Source organism: Halomonas sp. PAMB 3232 (assembly GCF_031954225.1).
Lineage (GTDB): Bacteria > Pseudomonadota > Gammaproteobacteria > Pseudomonadales > Halomonadaceae > Vreelandella.
This window is the reverse complement of record NZ_CP134865.1, coordinates 2,018,753-2,040,341: the sequence shown is the minus strand read 5'-3', so window position 1 is coordinate 2,040,341 and position 21,589 is coordinate 2,018,753. Positions and strand designations below refer to the sequence as shown.

The window sequence follows — 21,589 nt, the reverse complement described above, 5'->3', positions numbered from 1 at the left end:
CGCACGGCGCCAGCTTAGCCCTGGCGCTCGCCTACCAGCGGCGTCAAAAAGCGCTGGCGGCGGTCCGCTTCACCGATCGGTTGCGCCAACAGATGAACGAGTTTGGTGAGGGCGGCCTCTGGCGTCATGTCCGCCCCTGATAGCACGCCGGCATCGAAAAGCCCCGCGCCCGCGGCGTAGGTGCTGAAACGAACGCTCCCCTGAGGGCAGGTGCTCACCGCGGCGAGCAGTTTGCCCTCGCCGCAGGCCCTGGCCAGCACGGCTAGAAGCGCCGGATCGCCGGGCAGATTGCCCGCTCCCCAAAGCTGGAGCAGCGCGCCTTTCACGCGCGCATCTCCCAAAAGCGCTTCCAGCTGCCAAGCGCTGATGCCGGGCCAGAGCCCAATGCGGGCCACTTCGCCCTGGGCAAGCGGCGCGTAGCTTGCAAGCTCGAAACGGGGCGCGCCGCGCTGGCTCGCGCCAAGCCCTCGGCTTGGGTACTCGATGACATCCTCGCCTACGCGCTCGCCCAAAAGCGGGTAGTTGGGGCTTTCAAACGCGTGGGGGGCTTCGCTGTGCTGTTTGACGCTTCGTGCGCCGCGCAGAAGCTTTCCAGCGAAGTAGACCCCCACCTCCTTGAGCGTGGGGCTTGCGGCGTAGCGCAGCGCGCCATGGATGTTAGCGAGGGCGTCGCTGTTGGGTGCTTCCAGCGGCTGCATGGCGCCAGTCACGATCACCGGCCGGTCGAGTCCCTGGAGCTGGTAGGCAAGGCTCGAGGCGGTGAAGCTCAGCGTATCGGTGCCGTGAAGAACCACGAACCCCCGATAGTCGACAAAGCGCTCGGCGATCAGCGCGCCGATGCGCTGCCAGGTGAGCGGGGTGGCCGCGCTGGAGTCGATCAGCGGCTCGAGACTTTCGACGTCGAACGCCGGAAGCCTGCTCTGCTCATCGATCGAGAGCGTTTCCAGCGCGCGTGCAAGGCGCGTATCGAAGCCGCTACCGGGCGCCAGGCCAGAGGCACTGGCGTGCATGCCGATCGTACCGCCGGTGTAGATTACGAGCACGCGCTCGCCGCGGCGGGCGTCGTCGAGAAGCCTGGGAGCCTTGTTCATGCAATGTCCTGTCGAGTAACGTGAAGCCTGCCGCTGGCGTCGTCGAGCTGGCGGTTGCGACCGGCCAGATGGGCGAAAACGACGCAGACCCCGATCAGCGCCAACAAGAGCCAAGCAATGTGCTCGATACGCGCGCCGACTTCCAGCAAAAGACCCACCCCAAACGGGCCGGCCGCGGCGATGGTATAGCCTCCGCCCTGAACGAGCCCGGAGAGTTTTCCGGCAAGCCCCGCGTTAGCGGTGCGCAGCACCAAAAGCCCGAGTGCCAAGCTGAAACAGCCGCCCTGGCCCACGCCGAGTGACAGTGCGCCCAGCCAGCGCCAGCCAAGCGGGGCGATCATCAAAAGGAACAGTCCCAGCGCGGTCGCGGCGAGCATGGCAAAAAGCGCCGGGCGCTGGTCACGGCCAAGGCGTGCAAGCCAGGGGGCGCCGAGCGCCGAGCCGAGCTGACACACGATCGAGACCGCCATGAGAAATCCCGCCTCGCTCTCCCCGTAGCCTCGGTAGATCAAAAGCGACGGCAGCCAGCCAAAGACGATATAGGCCATGGAGGATTGAAGCCCCATGTAGAGCATGATCTGCCAAGTCAGGGGCTGGCGCAAAAGCGCCGACAGCGACGCGCTGGCGGTGGCTGTTTGAACGCTCGCGGTCGGTTTGGGCGCAAACGAGACCCACAGCACCAGCGAGGCAAGCGCGAGCAGCCCCCAGCTTGCCAGGCTCAAGGGCCAGCCGCCCAGCGCGTTCGCCAAAGGAACGGAGAGCCCGGCCCCCAGCGCGCCGCCAAGGCAGAGCGCCATGGTGTAAAGCCCGGTCAAAAGGTCCGCGCTTTGGGGCAGCTCACGTTTGACGAGCCCCGGCAGCAATGTGCCCGCAATGCCGATGGAAGCGCCCGCCAGGGCGGTAGCGACGAACAGCGCCCCATCAAGCGGCACGGGGCGCAAAAGCAGTGCCGCGGTCAAAAGCGCAAGAGCCGCGCTGAGCGCCCGCTCGGCGCCCAGTCGGCGCGAGAGCAGCGGGGCTAGAGGTGCAGCGAGGCCCAGTGAGAGTACCGGCAGGGTGGTCAAAAGGCCCGCCGCCGCCGGGCTAAGCCCGGCGTTTTCCTGCAAGCGGTTGAGAAGCGGCGCCACCGATGAAAGCGCCGGGCGCAGGTTCAGCCCCACCACGAACATCAGGGCGATAAACGATAGCGCTCGCTTCGAAGCCATGACTACTTAAGGTGGCGTCGCAGGTCGCCCCGAGCGACATCCATCAGGGTGATGAAGTGATAATCTTCGGGCTTTTCCAGGCAGTCCACGCGAACGTCGGTGCGCATGCCCTTGTTGATATCGAGCTTTTCGAAAATCTCGAGCGTGACCTTGCGCGCGGGCTTGTCGCCAGGCGAAAGAATTCCGTCGTCGAGGGTGAAGGTTTCCAAAAGCGTGGCGCGCACGCGCGTGGTGTTGCCTTCACTGAGTACGCGACGAATGAACAGCCACCCTTCGCACACCAGCGCCGAAGTTTCATCGCTTTCACGCAGAAACAGCGTGCGGTAGCAGGCGCCTTCGGTGGCCGCCTTGTCCGCCATGCTGCGGTAGGCCTGGATCACCTGGTTGGGCGTTACCCTGGCATCTTCAAGACGCTGCGTAATCCCCTGATGCTCGCGGCTCAGCTGCTCCTGGCGTTGAAAGACCAGCCACTGCCGATAATCATTGATACGTTGAGACGCCATAATCACTCCCTGAACAGGTTCTGCTGGACGCGAAAGGCGCGCGCCCGAAAACGCACGACTTTCGCATATTCACCGACAACGCGCTAGCGACGAGCGCGCCGGCGTGGCGCCTTGTCCGATTTTTCGCCCTGGCGCTGGTTCTGGCCCTGGCCCGAGCGTTGGCCTTGACCGCGCCCGCCGCCGGGTTGACGCTGACCGCGGCGACCGTTTTCGATCGGCTGGGGCTTGGCGTTGGGGTCTGGCTCGAAGCCAGGCTCAATCTTTTTCGGCAGTGTTTGTTTGATCAATTTCTCGATGCCGGCCAGCAGCGCGTGCTCGTCAACGCAAACGAGCGACACCGCCTCGCCGTTGCTGCCGGCGCGTCCGGTGCGCCCGATACGGTGGACGTAATCCTCGGCGACGTTGGGCAAATCGAAATTGACCACGAAGGGCAGCTCGTCGATGTCGAGCCCGCGGGCGGCGATATCCGTGGCGACCAGTACCTGCAAATCGCCGCTTTTGAACGCGCCCAGCGCCCGGGTGCGTGCGCCCTGGCTCTTGTTGCCATGGATCGCCATGGCCGGAATCTCCTGCTTGGAGAGCTGCTCGGCCAGGCGGTTGGCGCCGTGTTTGGTACGGGTGAACACCAGCACCTGGAACCAGCCGTGCTGGCTAATCAGGTGCGCCAGAAGCTCGCGCTTTTTCTCCCGATCGACGCGGTACACGCTCTGCTCGATCTTCTCGGCCGTGGTGTTGCGCGGGGCGACTTCGACTAGCGCCGGGTTATCCAGAAGCTGTGTGGCCAGCGTCTGGATCTCGTTGGAGAAGGTGGCGGAGAAGAGCAGGTTTTGCCGCTTGTTCGGCAACAGCTTCAAAATGCGCTTGATGTCGTGGATAAAGCCCATGTCGAGCATGCGGTCGGCTTCGTCGAGCACCAGGATTTCGACTTTTGAGAGGTCGACGTGGCCCTGCTGCTGCAGATCCATCAGCCGCCCGGGCGTGGCGATCAGCACGTCGAGGCCGTTCTTGAGCGCCTGGACCTGCGGGTTCTGGCCCACGCCGCCGAAAATGATGTGCGACGTGAGCGACAGGTACTTGCCGTAATCGGTCACGCTTTCACCGACCTGAGCGGCCAGCTCACGCGTCGGCGTCAGCACCAGCGCGCGCACCTGGCGCTTGCCCGGGCGCTTGCCGTTGTTCAAAAGCTGTAACAGCGGCAGCGTGAACCCGGCGGTCTTACCCGTGCCGGTCTGGGCGCTGGCCAGCAAATCGCGCCCGGCCAGCACCAGCGGGATGGCTTTTTGCTGGATGGGCGTTGGCTGGGTATAGCCCTGGGTGCTAATGGCGCGTAGTAAGTCGTCCTGCAGACCAAGTTCGGTAAAGCTCATGCGTTCTCCGCCATCGCACAGCGAAGGCGCTCGTGCGCGCTTGCTGGGCCAGGTTCGTAATGAATAAAAACGCGCGGGGTCGCCCCGCGCGGCAGCGAAGTTTGCCAGATAGCGCGCCTGGCTGCGAGGGGCATTTGAGATCGACGCTTTTTAAGCGCCGCATAAAGACCTCGCGCCCGGCACAAAATGCCGAGCGCGAGAAGGGCGTTGCGAGCGGGGGATTAGAAGTAACCGCCGGTGCGAATTTCCCTGGCGATATCACGGGCAACCTGATCCAGGCTCTGACCAAGCGCGCGCACCAGTGCCGGGTAGCCATCCTCTCGAAGCTCGGTTTCGGCGTTGAAGCTTTCCAGCGCCAAAAGCTCGTTGCCGGCGCCGCGAAGCTGCCACTGGCCGCTGGCAACGGCGTTGCCATCATAGCGCCCCTGAAACTGATCCACTTCGAGCGAAAGCGTCAGCGCATCGTTTTGACGGCCCTGGGCACCCACCACCTGCACCAGTGGAAGCTCCTGGGAGAGGCGCGCGCGAAGCCCGCGCTCGAGCTGGCGGCCAAGCTCTTCCGCCCACTGGTGTTCGCGCGCTGCGTTGAGGGTGATGTCGTCGAGCTGCATGACGATGCCGTCGACGTCCAGGTAGTGCGAAAGCTTGGGCGCGCGTACCTGCAGCGTGCGCTCCGTTGGGGTAGCAGGCGTGGCGATAGGCGTGGCGGGCAGCATATAGCGCGCCGGCGGCGTCACGCTCGAGGCGCAGCCGCCGAGAAACAGGCCAAGCCCCATGATGGCGGCGAATGTCAGCGTTGGGTTGCGCATGGCGTCATCCTCTTATCGCGGGGCGCGCGGAATCGGGTCTTCCGCATCCAGGTTGTCGAAAAGCAGCGCCCGCGGATTGTCGTTGAGCGTGCGCGTCAGCGGCTGAAGATCGCGCATCAAACGATCGAGGCGCTCGATGGCCGACGTCAGATCCTGATAGGCCGGCGACGAAGGCGAAAGCCCTTCGATCGTCGTGCGCAGCTCCTCGAGCGTAGCGTTGACGTTGCCACCCAGTGCCTGGGTGTCCGGGTCGCTCAAAATGGCGTTGAGCGATGAGCTCACCTCGCGCACCTCGTTGAGCACGCTTTCAGAGGCCTGCAGGTTGCGATCGAGCCCGGCCAGTAGTGGCTCCACCTCGAGCGCGTTGAGCTTGTCCAGAAGGCTCGTGACCTGGGCCTGAATCTGGGCGAAGCCGCCAGCGACGGTGGGGAAGATAGTGCGCTCGGAGAAGGTCTCGTTGACGTGCTGCCCGGCCAGGTCGCGCTGGAAGTTGAGGTCGACGAACAGCGCACCGGTCAGCAAATTGCCGTTTTTGAGCGAGGCGCGAAGGCCCAGATCGAACATGCGATCAAAGCGCGCCTCCCATTCTTCGAGGTCGATATCTTCGCTTTCGATGCCCAGGCGTTGGGGTTCGATGCGGATCAGCACCGGAATGGCGAACTGTGCCCGAGAGTTGGGCTGTGGTGCAGTGAAGTTCCAGGGCACCGCGGCCACGGTGCCCATGCGCACGCCGCGAAACTCCACCGGCGCGCCGCGCGAAAGCCCGCGCACGGTGTCGTCCACCAGCAGCACGTACTCAAGATAGCGGTTGAAGGTGCCTTCGCGCGCGTCGTCCTCGTCGGCGTAAAGCGTAAAGCGGGCGTTGTTGGCCACCGGCCGCCCCATCGGCAGCTCCTCCGGCACGCCGAAGGTGACGCCGCCGCCCAACAGCGCTTCGAGGGATTCGACGTTGACCCGCACGCCGTCGGCGTCGAGGCGAAAATCGATACCGCTGGCGCTCCAGAAGCGCGTGCTGTCGGTGACGAGCTGGGCGTAGGGCTCCTCGATGAAGATCTGATGCTGCATGGTGCGTGATTCTGCATCGAAGCGGTTGTCCTCGACACGGCCCACGGTATAGCCCTGGTAGGATACCGGGTCACCCACGCGCAGCGAGTTGCCGAGCTGGCTGACCAGGCTAATCTGTAGCCCCGCTTGGCCTGCCACCGCCACCGGCGGCACGTCGCTTAGCTCGAACTCGCGCCGGGGCTCCTCGGAGCGCCCGGGCTGAAGCTGGATGTAGGCGCCGGAAAGCACCGTGCCGAGCCCGCTGATGCCTTCACGGCCGATACGCGGCTTGACCACCCAAAAGCGGCTATCCTCACGCAGCATCGCCTCGGCCTCGGGCTGAATACGCGCGCTCATCACCGCGTGGGAAAGGTCGTCGGAAAGCCGCACGCTCTGCACGATGCCGATCTCCACGTTGCGGCTTCGAATCAGAGTGCTGCCGGCCTCGATGCCCTCGGCATTGTTGCTGGTCAGCGTAATCAGCGTTCCTCGGCTGGTGTAGTTGTCGTAGACCAGCCACAACCCGATCACCAGCGCGACGATCGGCACGATCCAAATGGGCGACAGGCGTGTCTGACGAGACGATTTGGCCCGATGCTGCTCGTTCTCTTCGGGTGGGGGGGTGTCGAGTTGCGGTGAATCCTCAGCCATCCACTGATTCCTTGGTCGCTATTTTAAACCGGGTGTTGAGCCTGTGCCTGGTTGGGCGCGGGGGTGGGGTGTCCCACAGAAGGCGCGGGTCGAAAGCCATCGCGGCGAGCATGGTTAGCACGACCACTGCGCCAAAGGCAAGCGCGGCGGGGCCCGGGGTGATCGACATCAGCGAGCCCGCGCGAATCAGCGCCACCAGAATGGCGACCACGAAGACGTCGACCATCGACCAGCGGCCGATGAACTCGGTCAATCGGTAGAGCCGAGTACGGCTTTGCGCCCTGAGCTCGTCGCTTCGCCTGGCGATCAGGCAAAGCCAGGCCAGGGCGAAGAGCTTACCCACCGGGACGATGACGCTGGCAATGAAAATGACTGCCGCGACCGGCCAGGAACCCATCTGAATGAGTTGCACCACGCCGCCGATGATGGTCGATGGCGAGCTCGAGCCTAGGCTGGTGGTGGTCATGATAGGATAAACGTTGGCCGGAATATACATGACCGTGGCGGCGAAGAGCAGCGCCCAGGTGCGCTGTAAACTGTGCGGTACGCGCCGGTGCAGCGTCTCGTGGCAGCGCTGGCAGCGCACCTTGCCCTTTGCCGGCAGCCGGTTGATCAGCCCGCAGGTTGGGCAACCCGTCACGCCCTGGCCGGCGGCGGTGGTGCCGGTCAGCGTGCCTTCCGGGGCCAGCGGCTCGCCTTCCAGTGAAAACCACATCCAGTCGGCGTCCAGCGACTGGCTGGTCTTGAGCAAAAGTATGGCGAAGATACAAAAGGCCCAGAAGGAGATGCCCAGATGAATCTGGGCGAGCCCGGCGACCTTGATCAGGCTCACCAGCGCGCCGATGATGAAGACATCCGCCATCATCCAGGGAAGAAAGTGGGCGAGCGAGCGGGCGATATCACGGCTATAGGGCATGTGGCGGCCGCGCAGCAGCCCGTACTGCAACCACATGACGCCAAACAGGTAGAGCGCCGGCAGCACGGCGATGGTCATGATGACCGCGATGGCCACCAACGGCTGGTGAAAGTTGATCAGCGTGGTGGCGGTCTGGGTCAGCTCGATGCGGTTACTCACGCCGCTGACGTTGAAGCTAACGAAGGGGAACGACACCGCCACCAGCAGCGCCACGAACGCCGCGATCGCTAGTGCCATGCTGCGCTGGGCCGGGTAGCGGTTACGCTTGACCAGGGTGTGCAAGCAGCGCGGGCAGGACGCCTTTTCACCAGAGCCCAGCGGCGGCAGAGCGCTGACCCAGTCACATTCATGACAGGCGCGCAGGCGCCGGCGTGTTAGCCGCGTCTCTGGCGGCAACGTATCGACTAGCGGCGGTGAAAGTGCCACGGTAGGGCGTTTCTTGAACTGGTAGTAGCGCAATTCGCTCGTCTCGACAATGCTTTGGGTTCGATTAATACGTTGAGCGGTCAGGGCTGTCAAACGTCGCCGACCGCCTCATAAACAAAATAGCCTAAACGGTCGATGCACACTTGACCCGCGACACTGGCTGAATAACGATGCGGGCGCTTTTGCCTCTTTTATATCCCTGACGAAGGACTTCGTATGCTGCTCGCTGCTTTGGCGGTCGTGATTGGTCTGGTACTGCTCATCTGGAGCGCGGAAAAATTCATCGAGGGGGCCGCGGCGACCTCGCGCTGGCTCGGGCTTTCGCCGTTGTTGATCGGGATGCTGGTCATCGGCTTCGGCACCTCGGCCCCGGAAATGATGGTCTCGGTACTGGCGGCGCTTCAGGGCAACCCGGGCCTTGCCGTCGGTAACGCCTACGGCTCCAACATTGCCAATATCGGCCTGGTGCTGGGTTTCATTGCGCTGCTGGCCCCGCTTGCCGTGCACTCGAGCGTGATTCGCAAGGAAATGCCGCTTCTGGTCATCGTTATGGCGCTGACCGGCTACATGCTGTTCGACGGCTGGGTATCGCGGCTCGAGGCGGTAGTGCTGCTGGTAGCGCTTACGCTGTTCATCGGCTACAGCATCTGGCATTCGCGCACTCAGCAGCAGGACCCGCTGGTCGAAGAGGTGACCCAAAACCTCGATGCCCAGCCCATGTCCAAAGGCAAGTCGGTCGCCTGGACGCTGATCGGGCTAGTGCTTTTGATCGTCAGCTCGCGGATGCTGGTGTGGGGCGCGGTCGAGATCGCCCAGGCCTTCGGTGTCAGCGACCTGATCATCGGCTTGACCGTGGTGGCGGTGGGCACCTCGCTTCCCGAGCTCGCCTCGTCGATCAGCGCGCTGCGCCGAGGCGAACACGATATGGTGCTGGGCAATGTCGTCGGCTCGAATCTTTTCAATAGCCTGGCGGTGGTGGGACTTGCCGGTGTGATCACACCGATAGAGGCCGGGCGCGAGGTGCTGGTGCGCGACTGGAGTGTGATGACCTGCATGACGCTTTTGATGGTACTGTTCGCGTTTTCCTGGCGCGGACGGCCGCGGCGAATCAACCGGTTGGAAGGCGGCGTGCTGTTCGCAGCCTTCGTTGGCTACACCGCGTACATGATCAGCGTGGTGGTCATGAGCTGAGCAATATCACGATAAATTGATGTGCGTCATTGCGACACATCATTGGCACCGAGCAGCCCGTGTAACCCGGGCGTTGACGCAGTAAGATGAAAGCGTGAGTAAAAATTAGCCTGGCCTTTGCAACGGTCAATACCTTCCTGACACGACCAGGCTTTTGTTACCCATGGGCGCGCCTTACTTTTCCCCGGTTTCAGGAGAGTGTCATGGAACTCGACCCCTTGATGTTGTCGCGAATACAGTTCGCCTTCGTCGTCTGTTTTCACACGATCTTCCCCGTCTTCACCATAGGGCTTGCGTCCTACATCGCGCTGCTTCACGGACTCTTTTTCAAGACTCAGAATCCGGCCTGGGATCGGTTGGCGCTGTTCTGGACAAGAGTCTTCGCCGTGGTGTTCGCCATGGGCGTGGTGTCGGGCATCGTCATGTCCTTCCAGTTTGGCACCAACTGGAGCAACTTCTCGCTGGCGGCGTCCAACTTTATCGGCCCGGTGCTGAGCTACGAAGTCGTGACCGCCTTCTTTCTCGAAGCGGCCTTTCTCGGCATTCTGCTCTTTGGTCGCGGTAAGGTGCCGGAGGGCGTCCACCTGTTCGCGGCCACCATGGTTGCGGTGGGTACCTTCATTTCCGCGTTCTGGATTCTCGCTGCCAATAGCTGGATGCACACACCGGCTGGCGTGGAGCTGATCGATAACCGCTTCCACGTGACGTCCTGGAGCGCGGCGATCTTCAACCCCTCCTTCCCGTACCGCTTCGCCCACATGGCGGTGGCCTCGTTCATCACCGGCGGGTTCGTGGTGGCTGGCGTGAGTGCCTGGTTCTTGCTGCGCGGCCGCGACGTGGCGGCCAATCGCCGGGCGCTTTCCATGTGTTTGTGGCTTTTGATGGTGCTCACGCCGGCTCAGGCGGTGATCGGTGATTACCACGGCCTCAATACGCTCGAGCATCAGCCGACCAAAGTGGCGGCGATGGAAGGGCACTGGGAAACCAGCGGCAACGTACCGCTGTTGCTGTTCGCGATCCCGGATCAGCAGGCCCAGGAGAACCACTTCGAAGTGGGCATTCCCAACCTTGCCAGCATCATCTTGACCCACACCCTCGACGGCGAGATTCCCGGCATCAGCGAAGCCCCGCCCGAAGAGCAGCCGCCGGTCGCGCTGGTGTTCTGGTCGTTTCGCGTGATGGTGGGCCTTGGCCTTGTCATGATCGCCGTTGCCTTCGCCGGGCTGCTTCTGCGCCGCCGGGCCCGAGTCTATGAGAACACGCTGTATTTGAAAGTGCTGGTCGGCATGATCGCCACGCCGTTTCTGGCGGTGCTGGCCGGCTGGATTGTCACTGAATCCGGCCGCGCCCCTTGGCTTGTATACGGCATGATGACCCACGCCGAGGGCCTGACACCTTCCTTGACCGGCGGCATGGCGCTGTTCTCGCTCACCGGTTACGTGCTGGTTTACGCCGTGGTGTTCTACGCCGGCATCTATTATCTCACCCGCGTGGTGCGCAACGGCATGCTGCCCCACGACGCCCGGGCAGAGGTCGACCCGGACGCCGACCGTCCCAAGCGCCCACTTTCCGCCGCGCATACCCCCTTTGACGACGACGTTGAGCCGGTCAGGAGCTAATCATGGAAATGTTCGATCTCTCTATCATATGGGCTGTGATCATCGGGTTTGGCGTCATCATGTATGTGTTGATGGACGGCTTCGACCTGGGGATAGGCATTCTCTTTCCCTTCGCCCCGGACGAGGATGCCCGGGACGTCATGATGAACTCCGTCGCCCCGGTGTGGGATGGCAACGAAACTTGGCTGGTGCTGGGCGGCGCGGGGCTTTTAGGCGCCTTTCCGCTGGTCTACTCGGTCTTTCTGCCCGCGCTCTACATCGGCGTGTTCCTGCTGCTGGCGGGGCTGATCTTCCGCGGTATCGCTTTTGAATTTCGCTTCAAGTCACGGCGCAACCGCCGCTGGTGGAACCGTGCGTTCTGCTGGGGCTCGGCGGTCGCGGCGTTCGCTCAGGGCGCGGTGGTCGGCGCCTATATTCAGGGCTTCCCTGTCGAGGACTTCGTCTACACCGGCGGCGCATTCGATTGGCTGACCCCGTTCTCCGTTCTTACCGGGCTTGGGCTGATGGCAGGCTATGCGCTTTTGGGTGCGACCTGGCTGATCATGAAATCCGAAGGCTATATCCAGGCGTGGGCCTACCGGATCACGCCGATGCTGCTGGCGGGCGTACTGATCGTATTCGCGATCATCAGCCTCTGGACACCGTTCATCGACGGGCTGGTGTGGGAGCGCTGGTTCGGCCAGCTGCGCTTTATCTGGATCTTCCCGACGCTGGCGCTGCTGTGCGCGTTTATCGTTTTTCGAAGCGTCCAGCACAAGCGCGAAGGCGTTCCGTTCGTGGCCACCGTAGGGATCTATGTGTTTACCTATCTTGGCCTGATTTTCAGCAAGTGGCCGGTGATCGTACCGCCGAACTACACGCTGTGGGACGCCGCCTCGGCGCCGGAATCACAGCTTTTCTTGCTGATTGGCGTGCTCTTCGTCATTCCAGTCGTGCTGACCTATACCGCCTGGACCTATTGGGTGTTCCGCGGCAAGGTTCGCGTTGGTGAGGGGTACCACTAACCCCATGAGATCGGCACCTCCATCCCCTGCGACCCTGACGCCGCGCCAGTGGCTCAAGCAACTGGCCCTGGCTGAGAAGAAAAGGCTTTCGGGCGCGGCGGTGTGCGGGGTGCTGGCCGGGGCCAGTACCACCGGCCTGCTGGTGGGGCTGGCTTGGCTCGTCGATCAGATTCTCGTACACGCCCGGCCGCTGTCAGGGCTTTCGAGCATTTTTTTAATGCTTTTGGCGTTGGTGGGCCTTCGCGCGGCGCTCCAGTGGGGCCAGGAGGTGCTGGCGTTCGAGGCGAGCCTTCGCATTCGCCAGCGAGTGAGAACATCGCTTCTGGACAAGCTTGCCACGCTCGGCCCGCTCTGGCTCACCCATCATCAAAGTGGGGCGCTGGCCACTCAGCTGGTCGAGCACGTCGATGCGCTGGAGGGCTATTTCGCGCGCTTTCACCCCCAGCTTCGCATCGTGCTGATACTGCCGCTGCTGATTGCGGCGGTCGTCGGTGCGCTCGATTACGTCGTGGTCATCTTTTTGCTCCTGTCGGCGCCACTGATTCCGCTGTTCATGGCGCTGGTAGGCATGGGCGCCGAGCGGATGAACCGCGAGCAGTTTAGCGCCGTCTCGAGACTCTCTGCTCACTTCGTCGACCGGGTGCGCGGTATGAGTACGCTACAGCTATTCGGGCGCACGGCGAAAGCGCGCCGGGATGTCTGGTACGCCACCGACGAATACCGGCGGCTGTCGATGAAAACCTTGCGCCTGGCATTTCTCTCCTCGGCGGTGCTCGAGTTCTTCGCCTCGGTGGCCATCGCGGTGGTGGCGATATACGTGGGCTTTGGGCTTTTGGGCTATCTCGATTTCGGCCCGGCGGCGTCGCTTTCGCTCTTCTCCGGGCTTGCCGTACTGCTGCTGGCGCCAGAGTTTTTCCAGCCGCTGCGCACGCTTTCTCAGCACTACCACGACCGGGCAACGGCGCTGGGCGCCGCGGAAAGTCTGGTGTTCATTCTCAACGAGCCCGACTGGATGCCTCAAACGCATGTTGTGCCTCGACATGACCGAGCGCTTTGCGAGTTGAAAGGCGTTTCGGTGGGCTACCCCCAGCGCGACGCCATTTTATCGCACGTTGATCTCACCATCGCACAAGGCGATATTCTGGCGCTCACCGGCGCTTCCGGTAGCGGTAAGTCATCGCTTCTGGCGCTGCTGGCGGGCTTTATGGCGCCACAGGAAGGCGCGCTCTATCGCCGCTCGGGCCAGATCGCCTGGCTCGACCAAAGCCCGTGTCTGATTCAGGGAAGTCTTGCGGAAAATCTGAGACTCGCCAATCCCGAAGCGGGCGAGAGGGCGCTATTGGACGCGCTCGCTCGGTCAGGGCTTGGGGAGCTACTCACCGCGCTGCCTCAGGGGCTCGAAACGCCGCTTGGCGAGCGGGGTGTTGGGCTTTCCGGCGGGCAGGCGCAGCGGCTGGCGTTGGCGCGGGTCTATCTCAGCGCCGCGCCGCTGGTGCTGCTCGACGAGCCGACCTCGAATCTCGATGCCGCCACCGAGGCGCTGGTGATCGATGCGCTCAAGGCCTGGGCCAGGGATGGGCGTACGCTGGTGATCGCCACACACCACCCGCAGGTGCTGACGATCGCCACCCGCCATCTTCACTGCGACGGCGGCCGCGTTTTGGAGGTCACGCCATGAAAGAGCTGATCTGCGCTTTTCGCCCCTGGATCTTTCTGCTGACAAGGCGCCGGCGCGTTTTTTTGATCGGCGCGGCGCTGATGCTGACAACGGTTTTGGCAGGGCTTGCGCTGTTGGGACTTTCGGGCTGGTTCATCACCGCCTGCGCTTTCGCCGGTATGGCGCTGGCGGCGGGGCTGCCCTCGACGCTGGATATCTACGTTCCCGGTGGCGGTATCCGCTTTTTTGCCCTGCTTCGCACCGTCGCGCGCTATGTCGAGCGTTTATATAACCACAACGCGGTGTTGACGCTGCTGGCGGATCTGCGCTTCAAGGTATTTGGTTACCTGACCCATCTGGACGCCGCCTCCTTGAGCCGACGCCGCGCAGGCGATTGGCTGACCCGGCTCACCGCCGATATCGATACCCTCGATAACTTCTACCTGCGCCTGTTAATGCCGCCGCTGGTCGCGCTGCTGGCGATCGGTTTGCTGTCCCTTTTCATCGCGCTCTGGCTGCCGGGGCTTGCGGTGATCGTGGGGATGAGTCTTGGCGCGCTGTGGATGGTGCTTACGTTTGGCTTCGCCTGGTCTGGGTTTCGCCAGAGCCATCAGCAGGTGCGCGATCAGAGTGCGCTGCGTAACCGGGTGCTCGACCAGATCCAGGCCAGCGCCGAGCTTGAAAGCTACCAAACCAGGCGTTGGCACCAGGCGCATATCGAAGCGCTGGAGGCCGGTGCCGGCGCCAATCAGCGTCGGCTGGCGGCGAAGGCGGCGTTGGGTAACGCGCTGATCCTGCTCGTTACGGGCGTGCTTTTAATCGGGGTGCTCTGGTTTTTAAGCCAGGCCGCGCTCGTCGACGATATCGCATCGCCGGTGGCGATCATGCTGCTACTGGTCGTGCTTGGCGCCGGTGAGCTCTTTACAGCGCTTCCGTCTGCGTTCATCAAGCTCGGGGCAAGTTACGCAAGCGTTCAGCGCCTCAACCAGCTAACGCCGAAGGCCGTTTCTGACGAGCAACCTTGCGCGATATTTCCAGAAGGTTCTCCTGGCGTCAGTGTGACGCTGAGTGATGCTGGCTATACCTATCCGGCCATGTTGGCGCCGGCGCTATCAGGGATTTCGCTGAAAGTGCCTGCCGGTGCGCGCGTGGCGATTACCGGCGCATCCGGGGCGGGCAAGTCGACGCTCGCTCATCTAATTCTGGGGAGACTGGTGCCGAGTAGCGGAAGTGTGACGGTGGGGGGGCAGGCGCCTTACGCGCTTTTAAATGATGAGCGCGCCAGCGGCTTCGCCTTTCTCTCCCAGCAGGTCGATCTTTTCGATGCCACCCTTGCCGATAATCTTCGCCTGGCCAACGAGTCCGCCGACGATGAAGCGCTTTGGCAGGCGCTCGAGCGCGTGGCGTTGGCTGATTGGGTGCGCCGCGAGCCCGAGGGACTTCAAACACCCGTGGGGGAGAAGGGGCGCAAGCTCTCCGGTGGCCAGGCCCAGCGCGTAGCGCTGGCACGTCTTTTTCTGCGAAATCCAGGCGTCGTGCTGCTGGATGAACCCTTCGCCGGCGTCGACAGTGACACCGCTCGCCACCTGGCGGCGTCGCTCGATCAGTGGCTCGTGGGTCGAACGGCGATCTACTTCGTTCACCAGATCGACGATGTATCGCTGCTTCCGGGGCTCACGTATAGTCGTTCCCTTTGCCACGGTCAGCTGGATTCGGCCAGCGTTTGATGCCGTATCTTTCAAGAGGGGAAATCATGTACGAGTACCTGCGCCAACTGCCCAAGACCGAACTTCACCTGCATATCGAAGGGTCGCTCGAGCCGGAGCTGATGTTTCGCCTCGCCAAACGCAACGGTATCGCGCTCGATTACGCGAGCGTCGAGGACGTCAAGGCAGCGTACCGGTTCGATAACCTGCAGGGATTTCTGAATCTCTACTACCAGGGCATGAACGTACTGCGCACCCGTGAGGATTTTTATGATCTCGCGATCGACTATTTCAAGCGCGCAAGCGATGAAGGCGTGGTGCATATCGACATGCACTTCGACCCGCAGGCGCACCTGGTTCGCGGCGTGGCGCTGGACGAGGTAATGGAGGGGCTCTTTCGGGCGAAAGAGGAGGCCGAGGCGTCGTTGGATCTGTCAATCGGCATGATCATGGCATTTCTACGCGACCGCTCTCAAGAAGAAGCACTCGAGGTGTTCGAGCAGGCCGCTCCCTACTGGACACGGCTCGACGCCATTGGCTTGGATAGTGCTGAGCGCGACAATCCGCCGGTCAAGTTCAAGGCATTGTTCGAGCGCGCCGCTAAAGAAGGGCTGGCGCTGGTCGCCCACGCCGGCGAAGAGGGGCCGGCGGACTACATCCGCCAGGCGCTTGATGAGCTCAAGATAACGCGGGTGGATCACGGTGTCCGCTGCCTGGACGATAGCGAGCTGGTCGAGCGTCTTCGAAGCGAACAAGTCGTGCTGACCGTTTGCCCACTTTCGAACGTTTGCCTGAAAGTGATCGACGAGCTTGGCGAGCATCCGCTTCCTGCGCTCATCGAAGAGGGGTTGAAAGTCACCATCAGTTCCGACGACCCGGCCTATTTCGGCGGTGGGTTGCTGGCCAATCATATCGCTTGTCGGGATGCCTTTGGCTGGGACGAGTCCGTGTTCAAGGCGCTCAATCGCAACGCGCTGGAAGAAGCCTTCATTGCCGAGCCGCGCCGTAAAGCGTTGCTCCAGCGCCTCGATTCCATAGGCGAGTGATAAAAAGTGCGCTATAGGGTTGACGTATAACCATAAGTGAGTAGAATACGCCCCACATCGAACGGGCAGCGCCCTTCGGTCAGCTCTTTAACAATTTGATCAGGCAATTCATGTGGGCGTTTGCCGATGAGGGTGACAAGTCACCTTATATCAAGGCAGACGAACACAGCGATACCTTTCGAGGTATCACGGTAAATTCGTTTGAACCTTGAGCCAGGATTGATTCGCCTCTGCGTCATGTCGTCGTACATGGGCAGGCAAGAATCACACTGATTTTAAACTGAAGAGTTTGATCATGGCTCAGATTGAACGCTGGCGGCAGGCTTAACACATGCAAGTCGAGCGGCAGCACGGGAAGCTTGCTTCCTGGTGGCGAGCGGCGGACGGGTGAGTAATGCATGGGAATCCACCCGATAGTGGGGGATAACCTGGGGAAACCCAGGCTAATACCGCATACGTCCTACGGGAGAAAGGGGGCTTCGGCTCCCGCTATCGGACGAGCCCATGTCGGATTAGCTAGCTGGTGAGGTAACGGCTCACCAGGGCGACGATCCGTAGCTGGTCTGAGAGGATGATCAGCCACATCGGGACTGAGACACGGCCCGAACTCCTACGGGAGGCAGCAGTGGGGAATATTGGACAATGGGCGCAAGCCTGATCCAGCCATGCCGCGTGTGTGAAGAAGGCCCTCGGGTTGTAAAGCACTTTCAGTGGGGAAGAAGGCCTGCCGGTTAATACCCGTCAGGAAGGACATCACCCACAGAAGAAGCACCGGCTAACTCCGTGCCAGCAGCCGCGGTAATACGGAGGGTGCAAGCGTTAATCGGAATTACTGGGCGTAAAGCGCGCGTAGGTGGCTTGACAAGCCGGTTGTGAAAGCCCCGGGCTCAACCTGGGAACGGCATCCGGAACTGTCAGGCTAGAGTGCAGGAGAGGAAGGTGGAATTCCCGGTGTAGCGGTGAAATGCGTAGAGATCGGGAGGAATACCAGTGGCGAAGGCGGCCTTCTGGACTGACACTGACACTGAGGTGCGAAAGCGTGGGTAGCAAACAGGATTAGATACCCTGGTAGTCCACGCCGTAAACGATGTCGACCAGCCGTTGGGTGCCTTGTGCACCTTGTGGCGAAGTTAACGCGATAAGTCGACCGCCTGGGGAGTACGGCCGCAAGGTTAAAACTCAAATGAATTGACGGGGGCCCGCACAAGCGGTGGAGCATGTGGTTTAATTCGATGCAACGCGAAGAACCTTACCTGCTCTTGACATCCTGCGAACCCGGAAGAGATTCCGGGGTGCCTTCGGGAACGCAGAGACAGGTGCTGCATGGCTGTCGTCAGCTCGTGTTGTGAAATGTTGGGTTAAGTCCCGTAACGAGCGCAACCCTTGTCCCTATTTGCCAGCGCGTAATGGCGGGAACTCTAGGGAGACTGCCGGTGACAAACCGGAGGAAGGTGGGGACGACGTCAAGTCATCATGGCCCTTACGAGCAGGGCTACACACGTGCTACAATGGCCGGTACAAAGGGCAGCGAACTCGCGAGAGCAAGCGAATCCCGAAAAGCCGGTCTCAGTCCGGATCGGAGTCTGCAACTCGACTCCGTGAAGTCGGAATCGCTAGTAATCGTGGATCAGAATGCCACGGTGAATACGTTCCCGGGCCTTGTACACACCGCCCGTCACACCATGGGAGTGGACTGCACCAGAAGTGGTTAGCTTAACCCTCGGGAAAGCGATCACCACGGTGTGGTTCATGACTGGGGTGAAGTCGTAACAAGGTAGCCGTAGGGGAACCTGCGGCTGGATCACCTCCTTAAACGATGCGTCATCCTCGCGGTAAACGTCCACAATGAATTGCCTGATCAAGTGATAGAGCAAACGGTTTGGCACGATCCCCTCTTGGGTCTGTAGCTCAGTTGGTTAGAGCGCACCCCTGATAAGGGTGAGGTCGGCAGTTCAAGTCTGCCCAGACCCACCAAATTTCCGTAATGTCCGCGTTCAAAAGCTCTTCGTATGGTGGTCTGTACGTTGTTGCGTTTTGTCGTGTCTCACGGAAGTTGATGGCAAGAGGTGAAATTGCAAAACGATGGGGCCATAGCTCAGCTGGGAGAGCGCCTGCCTTGCACGCAGGAGGTCAGCGGTTCGATCCCGCTTGGCTCCACCATTATCTCGTTGCCGTGTTGTTGTACCGTTTGTTGTTTTGTGATCATTGACAAGGCAGGGTTTTAAAAGCCGTCTTGTCACTGTTCATCGAACAGTCGCTCTTTAACAATGTATATCATGCTGACAGTATCAAATGACGATACGGTGACATGAGCTTTGGCTTTTGTGATCGTGACGTGATCTCGATACGCAATTGTTTTGTGATACGTCTCAAGCGTATCCGGCAATCGTTGTCATTGCGGGCCCGGACTCCTTCGGGTTATAGGGTCAAGCAATGAAGCGCACACGGTGGATGCCTAGGCAGCCAGAGGCGATGAAAGACGTGGAAGCCTGCGATAAGGTTCGGTGAGGTGGCAAACGACCTGTGACCCGAACATCTCTGAATGGGGAAACCCACCGACCACAAGGTCGGTATCGTATCCTGAATACATAGGGGTACGAGGCGAACCGGGGGAACTGAAACATCTAAGTACCCCGAGGAAAAGAAATCAACCGAGATTCCCCCAGTAGCGGCGAGCGAACGGGGACCAGCCCTTAAGTTGTGCAATCGATAGGCGAACAGTCTGGGAAGTCTGACCATAGCGGGTGATAGTCCCGTAGCCGAAATCCGAGCACAGTGAAATCGAGTAGGTCGGGGCACGAGAAACCCTGATTGAAGACGGGGGGACCATCCTCCAAGGCTAAATACTCCTGGCTGACCGATAGTGAACCAGTACCGTGAGGGAAAGGCGAAAAGAACCCCGGCGAGGGGAGTGAAATAGATCCTGAAACCGTGTGCGTACAAGCAGTGGGAGCAGACTCGTTCTGTGACTGCGTACCTTTTGTATAATGGGTCAGCGACTTATATTCAGTGGCGAGCTTAACCGAATAGGGGAGGCGTAGAGAAATCGAGTCTTAACTGGGCGACCAGTCGCTGGATATAGACCCGAAACCGGGCGATCTATCCATGAGCAGGGTGAAGGTTGAGTAACATCAACTGGAGGCCCGAACCAGGATCTGTTGAAAAAGATTTGGATGACTTGTGGATCGGAGTGAAAGGCTAATCAAGCCCGGAGATAGCTGGTTCTCCTCGAAAGCTATTTAGGTAGCGCCTCACGTATCACCACCGGGGGTAGAGCACTGTTTCGGCTAGGGGGTCATCCCGACTTACCAACCCGAGGCAAACTCCGAATACCGGTGAGTGCAGCGTGGGAGACACACGGCGGGTGCTAACGTCCGTCGTGAAAAGGGAAACAACCCGGACCGTCAGCTAAGGTCCCCAAATCCTGGTTAAGTGGGAAACGATGTGGGAAGGCTCAGACAGCCAGGAGGTTGGCTTAGAAGCAGCCATCCTTTAAAGAAAGCGTAATAGCTCACTGGTCGAGTCGGCCTGCGCGGAAGATGTAACGGGGCTAAACCAGGTACCGAAGCTACGGGTGCATCCTTATGGATGCGCGGTAGAGGAGCGTCGTGTACGCCGACGAAGGTGGATCGAGAGGTCTGCTGGAGGTATCACGAGTGCGAATGCTGACATGAGTAACGATAAGGGGAGTGAAAAACTCCCCCGCCGGAAGACCAAGGGTTTCTGTTCGATGCTAATCAGAGCAGAGTGAGTCGGCCCCTAAGGCGAGGCCGAAAGGCGTAGTCGATGGGAAACGGGTCAATATTCCCGTACCGGACATGATTGCGATGGGGGGACGGAGAAGGCTAGGTGAGCCGGGCGCTGGTTGTCCCGGTGAAAGCAGGTAGGCTGAATGCTCAGGCAAATCCGGGCGTTCAAGGCCGAGATGCGAGACGAACGGCCTTTGGGCCGGAAGTCACTGATGCCACGCTTCCAGGAAAAGCCTCTAAGCTTCAGATCATGTGCGACCGTACCCCAAACCGACACAGGTGGTCAGGGTGAGAATCCCAAGGCGCTTGAGAGAACTCGGGTGAAGGAACTAGGCAAAATGGTGCCGTAACTTCGGGAGAAGGCACGCCGGCGTAGGGTGAAGGGACTTGCTCCCCGAGCCTGAACCGGCCGAAGATACCAGGTGGCTGCAACTGTTTAGTAAAAACACAGCACTCTGCCAACGCGCAAGCGGACGTATAGGGTGTGACGCCTGCCCGGTGCCGGAAGGTTAAGTGATGGTGTTAGGATTCGTCCGAAGCTCCTGATCGAAGCCCCGGTAAACGGCGGCCGTAACTATAACGGTCCTAAGGTAGCGAAATTCCTTGTCGGGTAAGTTCCGACCTGCACGAATGGCGTAATGATGGCCACGCTGTCTCCACCCGAGACTCAGTGAAATTGAAATCGCCGTGAAGATGCGGTGTACCCGCGGCTAGACGGAAAGACCCCGTGAACCTTTACTATAGCTTCACACTGGATACTGATGTTGCCTGTGTAGGATAGCCGGGAGGCTAGGAACTCCGGACGCCAGTTCGGAGGGAGCCACCCTTGAAATACCGGCCTGGCATCATTGGTGTTCTCACTCCGACCCGTCATCCGGGTCGAGGACAGTGTGTGGTGGGTAGTTTGACTGGGGCGGTCTCCTCCCAAAGAGTAACGGAGGAGCACGAAGGTACCCTCAGCACGGTCGGACATCGTGCAATGAGTGCAAGAGCATAAGGGTGCTTGACTGCGAGACAGACACGTCGAGCAGGTGCGAAAGCAGGTTCTAGTGATCCGGTGGTTCTGTATGGAAGGGCCATCGCTCAACGGATAAAAGGTACTCCGGGGATAACAGGCTGATACCGCCCAAGAGTTCACATCGACGGCGGTGTTTGGCACCTCGATGTCGGCTCATCACATCCTGGGGCTGAAGTCGGTCCCAAGGGTATGGCTGTTCGCCATTTAAAGTGGTACGCGAGCTGGGTTTAGAACGTCGTGAGACAGTTCGGTCCCTATCTGCCGTGGGCGTTGGATGTTTGAGAAGGGCTGCTCCTAGTACGAGAGGACCGGAGTGGACGCACCTCTGGTGTTCCGGTTGTCACGCCAGTGGCATTGCCGGGTAGCTATGTGCGGACGGGATAACCGCTGAAAGCATCTAAGCGGGAAGCCCCCTTCAAGATGAGACATCCCCGAGGCCTCGAGCCTCCTGAAGGGCCCAGCGAGACCAGCTGGTTGATAGGCACGGTGTGGACGCACCGCAAGGTGTTGAGCTAACGTGTACTAATGGCCCGTGAGGCTTGACCCTATAACACCCAAGGGGTTCGGCCCGCAGTGACAACGAAGCA

At 61.0% G+C, this 21,589-nt stretch carries 13 protein-coding genes, 2 tRNA genes and 2 rRNA genes; 10 read left to right on the top strand and 7 right to left on the bottom strand.

The annotated features are described in order from the left end of the window. Window positions 1–14: 14 nt before the first annotated feature. From RN346_RS09315 to RN346_RS09285, 7 genes are all read right to left on the bottom strand, one after another. Window positions 15–1,091 carry an asparaginase gene (locus tag RN346_RS09315; RefSeq protein ID WP_311960961.1) on the bottom strand — a complete coding sequence of 359 codons (1,077 nt, stop codon included), beginning with the start codon at window positions 1,089–1,091 and terminating at the stop codon, window positions 15–17. After that, window positions 1,088–2,296 carry an MFS transporter gene (locus RN346_RS09310; protein WP_263587075.1) on the bottom strand — a complete coding sequence of 403 codons (1,209 nt, stop codon included), beginning with the start codon at window positions 2,294–2,296 and terminating at the stop codon, window positions 1,088–1,090. The genes RN346_RS09315 and RN346_RS09310 overlap by 4 nt, the downstream gene beginning before the upstream one ends. A gap of 2 nt (window positions 2,297–2,298) precedes the next feature. Continuing rightward, window positions 2,299–2,802, bottom strand: coding sequence for a hypothetical protein (locus RN346_RS09305; protein WP_311962704.1), 504 nt, complete (start codon window positions 2,800–2,802; stop codon window positions 2,299–2,301). Between the two features lie 80 nt (window positions 2,803–2,882). Continuing rightward, window positions 2,883–4,166: a DEAD/DEAH box helicase gene (locus tag RN346_RS09300; RefSeq protein ID WP_263587076.1), complete on the bottom strand. Its 1,284-nt coding sequence runs from the start codon at window positions 4,164–4,166 to the stop codon at window positions 2,883–2,885. A gap of 221 nt (window positions 4,167–4,387) precedes the next feature. Further along, complete coding sequence (locus RN346_RS09295; RefSeq protein WP_311960960.1) at window positions 4,388–4,975, bottom strand: ABC-type transport auxiliary lipoprotein family protein; 588 nt, start codon at window positions 4,973–4,975, stop codon at window positions 4,388–4,390. Window positions 4,976–4,987: 12 nt separating this feature from the next. Further along, window positions 4,988–6,670, bottom strand: a complete 1,683-nt coding sequence (gene pqiB / locus RN346_RS09290; protein ID WP_263587078.1) for an intermembrane transport protein PqiB — start codon at window positions 6,668–6,670, stop codon at window positions 4,988–4,990. Beyond that, on the bottom strand, window positions 6,663–8,012 hold the full coding sequence (locus tag RN346_RS09285) for a paraquat-inducible protein A (protein ID WP_263587079.1): 1,350 nt from the start codon (window positions 8,010–8,012) through the stop codon (window positions 6,663–6,665). Before RN346_RS09285 ends, pqiB begins: the two co-directional genes overlap by 8 nt. A gap of 216 nt (window positions 8,013–8,228) precedes the next feature. Between RN346_RS09285 and RN346_RS09280 the strand changes: the two genes are divergently transcribed. The 10 genes from RN346_RS09280 (at window position 8,229) to RN346_RS09235 (ending at window position 21,549) form a co-directional block, all read left to right on the top strand. Continuing rightward, window positions 8,229–9,203, top strand: a complete 975-nt coding sequence (locus tag RN346_RS09280; RefSeq protein ID WP_311960959.1) for a calcium/sodium antiporter — start codon at window positions 8,229–8,231, stop codon at window positions 9,201–9,203. Window positions 9,204–9,406: 203 nt separating this feature from the next. Further along, on the top strand, window positions 9,407–10,822 hold the full coding sequence (locus tag RN346_RS09275; RefSeq protein ID WP_311957982.1) for a cytochrome ubiquinol oxidase subunit I: 1,416 nt from the start codon (window positions 9,407–9,409) through the stop codon (window positions 10,820–10,822). Between the two features lie 2 nt (window positions 10,823–10,824). Then, on the top strand, window positions 10,825–11,826 hold the full coding sequence (gene cydB, locus RN346_RS09270) for a cytochrome d ubiquinol oxidase subunit II (protein ID WP_263587082.1): 1,002 nt from the start codon (window positions 10,825–10,827) through the stop codon (window positions 11,824–11,826). Between the two features lie 4 nt (window positions 11,827–11,830). Then, the gene (cydD, locus tag RN346_RS09265; protein WP_311960958.1) at window positions 11,831–13,504 is read left to right on the top strand and encodes a thiol reductant ABC exporter subunit CydD; all 1,674 of its coding nucleotides are present in this window, start codon (window positions 11,831–11,833) and stop codon (window positions 13,502–13,504) included. Beyond that, window positions 13,501–15,210, top strand: a complete 1,710-nt coding sequence (gene cydC / locus RN346_RS09260) for a thiol reductant ABC exporter subunit CydC (protein WP_311960957.1) — start codon at window positions 13,501–13,503, stop codon at window positions 15,208–15,210. The genes cydD and cydC overlap by 4 nt, the downstream gene beginning before the upstream one ends. Window positions 15,211–15,236: 26 nt before the next feature. Further along, entirely contained in the window at window positions 15,237–16,235 is a 999-nt protein-coding gene (locus RN346_RS09255) for an adenosine deaminase (RefSeq protein WP_311960956.1), read from the top strand. Window positions 16,236–16,512: 277 nt separating this feature from the next. Continuing rightward, a 16S ribosomal RNA gene (locus RN346_RS09250) occupies window positions 16,513–18,047 on the top strand. 85 nt (window positions 18,048–18,132) lie between these two features. After that, window positions 18,133–18,209, top strand: a tRNA-Ile gene (locus RN346_RS09245). Between the two features lie 110 nt (window positions 18,210–18,319). Then, window positions 18,320–18,395 (top strand) — tRNA-Ala (locus tag RN346_RS09240). A 264-nt stretch (window positions 18,396–18,659) separates the two neighbouring features. Further along, window positions 18,660–21,549, top strand: a 23S ribosomal RNA gene (locus tag RN346_RS09235). The 16S and 23S rRNA genes sit together here with 2 tRNA genes alongside, the layout of an rRNA operon. Window positions 21,550–21,589: the final 40 nt, after the last annotated feature.

Bases quoted from the DNA above. Each gene is read 5' to 3' on its own strand.
- RN346_RS09315 (WP_311960961.1), bottom strand. From the start codon at position 1,091: ATGAACAAGGCTCCCAGGCTTCTCGACGACGCCCGCCGCGGCGAGCGC.
- RN346_RS09310 (WP_263587075.1), bottom strand. From the start codon at position 2,296: ATGGCTTCGAAGCGAGCGCTATCGTTTATCGCCCTGATGTTCGTGGTG.
- RN346_RS09300 (WP_263587076.1), bottom strand. From the start codon at position 4,166: ATGAGCTTTACCGAACTTGGTCTGCAGGACGACTTACTACGCGCCATT.
- RN346_RS09295 (WP_311960960.1), bottom strand. From the start codon at position 4,975: ATGCGCAACCCAACGCTGACATTCGCCGCCATCATGGGGCTTGGCCTG.
- pqiB (WP_263587078.1), bottom strand. From the start codon at position 6,670: ATGGCTGAGGATTCACCGCAACTCGACACCCCCCCACCCGAAGAGAAC.
- RN346_RS09280 (WP_311960959.1), top strand. From the start codon at position 8,229: ATGCTGCTCGCTGCTTTGGCGGTCGTGATTGGTCTGGTACTGCTCATC.
- RN346_RS09275 (WP_311957982.1), top strand. From the start codon at position 9,407: ATGGAACTCGACCCCTTGATGTTGTCGCGAATACAGTTCGCCTTCGTC.
- cydB (WP_263587082.1), top strand. From the start codon at position 10,825: ATGGAAATGTTCGATCTCTCTATCATATGGGCTGTGATCATCGGGTTT.
- cydD (WP_311960958.1), top strand. From the start codon at position 11,831: ATGAGATCGGCACCTCCATCCCCTGCGACCCTGACGCCGCGCCAGTGG.
- cydC (WP_311960957.1), top strand. From the start codon at position 13,501: ATGAAAGAGCTGATCTGCGCTTTTCGCCCCTGGATCTTTCTGCTGACA.
- RN346_RS09255 (WP_311960956.1), top strand. From the start codon at position 15,237: ATGTACGAGTACCTGCGCCAACTGCCCAAGACCGAACTTCACCTGCAT.